A 4017-nucleotide genomic window follows, 5' to 3' on the forward strand; every position below is an offset into this window, starting at 1 on the left:
ATCAGAAAAACGACTGCTGTACACAATACCGTTCCCTACTCGGGACTGCAGCGGAATTCGCCACTGCCAACCCGCCTTATGCGCAGTTGCAATGGTGTAAGGTCTGGGCGGCTCAACGGCGGTGGTTTGTACGGCAATAGCGCGGTCTGCAGCAAGCAGGTGGCTCCAGTCGTCGTAGCCTACCCCAAGCGCTTCACCGATCAGCAAAGCCCGGAAGCCTGTGCAGTCAATAAATACATCGCCTTCAATACGCGCGTCGTTGTCCAGAACCAATTCGCGTAAGTTCCCGCTGTCCGGGTGTTTATTCACCGTTGTAATCTTGCCTTCAATACGCGTTACGCCAGCTTGTTCAGCCTTGTTGCGCAAGTAGGCTGCGTAGGCTGTTGCATCCAGGTGATAAGCAAAATTGAGCGGCCGATTGCCGACTTTCAGGGCAAACTTATTCTGTTTTGCCGCTTTTAATTCCAGGCAGTAGTCCTCAAGGGTATCCTGCTGCCCATTGGCCACCGCTTCCATCCAAAATTCATGAAATTCCGCCATCCAGGATCGCTGGCCAATTTCACCAAAGGAATGCACATAGCTGTCGCCCTGATTGCCCCAGTTGTCAAACTGGATCCCAAGCTTAAACGTGGCCTGCGTTGCCGCCATAAACTCGCGTTCATCGAGTCCCATTAAACGGTGGAAGTTGCACATAGTTGGGATGGTGGCTTCGCCCACTCCCACTGTGCCAATTTGCTCGGACTCCACCAGGGTAATGTCTAACAACGCACCCAAACGGGTAACCAGGCTAAACGCGCTTAACCAGCCGGCAGTGCCGCCGCCGGCAATTACTACGCGGGTTTTATTTTGTGTCATTTACACGCCCGTTTAACGGTTTAAATTATTCAGTAGCATGGCACGCATTCTGCGCGCCGATATATCGGTCATGGGCGCCAGTGGCCCGTGACATTCTGGCGGAAGATGGTCTGTCACCTTAGTCGGATCACCAAAAACATAATAGTCAAACAAGGCTCGCCATGCTGCTTTTTCACTCTCTGGTTTGTCCCGTAAACTCAACATGCCGTGCAACAAGGTGTCCATGGGGTTACCGAGAAACGGTTTTGCTGCCATCCACCAAAAATTCACCATGACATTAAATCTGTCCCGGGCTTCAACCTCATGCCACCACATGCTCGGATAGTACAAGCCATCACCCGGCTCCAAATCAGCGATATACGCATTGTCCAGTGCAGTTTTAAGTTTCGGATAGGCATCGAAATCCGGGTTCGCCAGACTGGCAACGGTAACCACCTGTCCACCGGGCGTCGGGCTCAGAGGGCCGGGATACAAATTCTCGGCCTGCTCGGGTGGAAATAACGTAAATCGACGTTTACCCAATACACAACAAGCGATGTTTTTGGGCTGATCAAAATGGGCGGCGGCCACCGACTCTGTGCCAATCCAAATCTTCGGCACGGGTTGATTATTTTCAAACTCAGGATGCGTAAATTGCAGCGTGTTCTGCGCAGACAGTGCAGGCAGGCCTTGATCAAACCGCAGTGAATTAATGTACAAATAATCGTGCTCATCCTGGCTGAGCTGATCGCGAATTTGTGAAAGCACGTCGGCAAGACGCGCTTTTTCGGTGACATAATTGAATCCTGTGCAGGTATCGTTATAACCAAACCGGCCCGCAATGTCTGGCCCCCCCTTGTATACCAACAAGGGATTTCCGCTGTCACCCTTCGCTAAGCTATCGAGCACATCAGTTGCCGATGACAGCCCCTGTTGCACCAACGGCCAGCTTTTTACCAGACCTTTCAGAATAACAGGCTTGTTCAGCGCAAATAAATCGTCGAACGGAATATTGTCAGGCGTGATGCCCTCAAGAACCAATACAGATTGTGTTGCCATGACACTTACCCTGTTTAAATCATTGCGTTCCTGGCATTTTTTAAGGCGATAAGTTGTTGAAAATTGCCCATCGATGCCATTAATAAGAAAAGTGGCCCCAGCATACCGTACTGATTTAATCGCGCCAGTTGCTCAGGGGCTAACGCAGCCAGTTTCTGTTGATTTATGGTGTAGTAGTTATTCAGTTTTACCTGTTCCACATTACTTAATTTAATTTCTACCGAAACAGGCTCAAGCAAATCCATCTCAGTGACCAGGGCAAACAAGGTCTGATTATATTGTGCACCGGTTTCCACAGTCTGCAGCGCCTTTTTCACGTATTGCAGATAACCAGACTCACCGCCCATTGGTAAAAAGATATCTTCACCAGACGCTTCGTTTACCCGGGCATCGTCCAGATCAATACAAATCATCGGGGTCGGTTTTTCCCCTTCTTCACTGACCTTTGGATAGCCAATACTAAACGGGCCTCTTGCCAGCAGCGACGGCACAAAGCGAGTTGTCCAGCCGTTGTCGTCGAGAAACAGATTTTCGTCTTTTTCCAGACCCAGTATGGCATGTAGCTGAAGTGCCTCAGTGGCTTCATCACGGTAAATAAGAACAGGAAACTCTTTTTGAAGATCGGCAATTTCTGAAGCATAGACCTGCGTGCGATTCACATTCAGTGAAGGATTACTGGCAGGATTGACATCGACCTTTAGCGCACCGTGGTCAATGTTGTTTAACACTGTAATATTTGACATAACATACTTCGCATTATTGCTAAGAAAAGTATCAATAAACCCAATTTGACTATGGCAGAACCATTCACCGTGATTCGGCAAATGTGCTAATTGTTCAAAGGCTTATTCAGACTGTCCCTAAAAATGAACCGCCAGTGTGCATCCTACCTCTACCAACTAATGCAGGTAAACCAGAATCTGGCGGTAATGAAGTGGCTGCCTGACCCAACCAATCAGGCAGCCTTTGACAGATTAGAAGTTGTAACGTGCGCTCAACACGAAACGTCTGTCCAGTTCTTGTACAAAGAACGTGTTGTTGTAGCTACGGCCATATTGACGCTGACCTTCTTCAGTCAGGTTAATGATGTCCATGCTCACAGTCAGATCTTCACTGAAGTCGTAGCTCACGTTGATATCGATCTGCTCGTACTCGTCAACAAATAACGGGTTACGTACTGATGATACAGAACGGTTAACTTCTGACAGGAATGCATCACGCCAGTTGTAAGCAACACGCGCTGACAGACCATCTTTCTCGTAGATAAATACGATGTTGGCACTGTCTGACAGACCTTCCAGAGCGAACTGATCAAGCGATGGATCTGCACCGACATCGTAACCGATATCACCGTCTACGATGGTGAAGTTAGCCTGATAACCAAAGCCACTCTCACCGAAGAAGTGCTGCCAGGCTAGCTCGTAACCAGAGATACGTGCGCTTTGGTTGTTCACTGGCTGAGTAACTTCAAACTGCAGTAACGGGTCACCCGCTTCTGGCGCTACATCATAAGCAGCGAATACTTCGTCTGCGAATAACTGACCTTCTTCAAAGTCGTCAGCCCCGTTTGGATAAGCATCCGGATTTGCAAGTAAGGCAGTCATGGTGAAGAAGTTACGTTCTGTCACTTCAATACCGCGGTCTTCCAATGCAGCAATCGCGTCACCCGACGTTGTACCAGCGGCACCAGACGTCGCATCCAGCAAGCCGAACAGGCTTTGTGAAACCTGCTGAGTACCTACAAAGTTCTCTACGTCTTTGCGGTAGTAACCGACTGACACCATGCTGGCGTCATCGTAGTAATACTCAAGTGACAAGTCGAAGTTGTTAGACAGCAGCGGATCCAGTTTCGCGTTACCACGGCTACCCGATGCAACACCACCCAGGTATGTCGGACGACCTGGCGCACCAATGCTGGTCGCAGTGTACATCTGATTGTAGGCTGGTCGTGCCAGTGTCATGCTGTATGACGCACGTGCTTTCAAATCGTCAGTGATGTTTAACGATACATCAAGGTTTGGCAGGAAGCTCTCATACGTGTGATCTTCAGACAAGGCTTCAGTATTGGTACCTAACTGAATGCGGAAATCGTTGTCTGATGTCCACAAGATTTGCTCAGGCACA

4 protein-coding genes are annotated in these 4017 nt (G+C 49.1%); all 4 read right to left on the bottom strand.

Going from position 1 to position 4017, the window contains the following annotated elements; translation table 11 throughout:
• Positions 1-855, bottom strand: an 855-nt coding sequence (locus tag AC4MRN_RS19820) for a tryptophan halogenase family protein (RefSeq protein WP_491204287.1), incomplete at its 3' end; no start/stop codon positions are given.
• 12 nt (positions 856-867) lie between these two features.
• The gene (locus tag AC4MRN_RS19825) at positions 868-1893 is read right to left on the bottom strand and encodes a cupin-like domain-containing protein (protein ID WP_491204288.1); all 1026 of its coding nucleotides are present in this window, start codon (positions 1891-1893) and stop codon (positions 868-870) included.
• A 14-nt stretch (positions 1894-1907) separates the two neighbouring features.
• Positions 1908-2636, bottom strand: coding sequence for a SapC family protein (locus AC4MRN_RS19830; protein WP_370242486.1), 729 nt, complete (start codon positions 2634-2636; stop codon positions 1908-1910).
• Positions 2637-2867: 231 nt separating this feature from the next.
• Positions 2868-4017: TonB-dependent receptor domain-containing protein (locus tag AC4MRN_RS19835; protein WP_491204289.1), on the bottom strand; the 1150-nt coding region annotated here is incomplete at its 5' end.

The organism is Marisediminitalea sp., assembly GCF_984433645.1.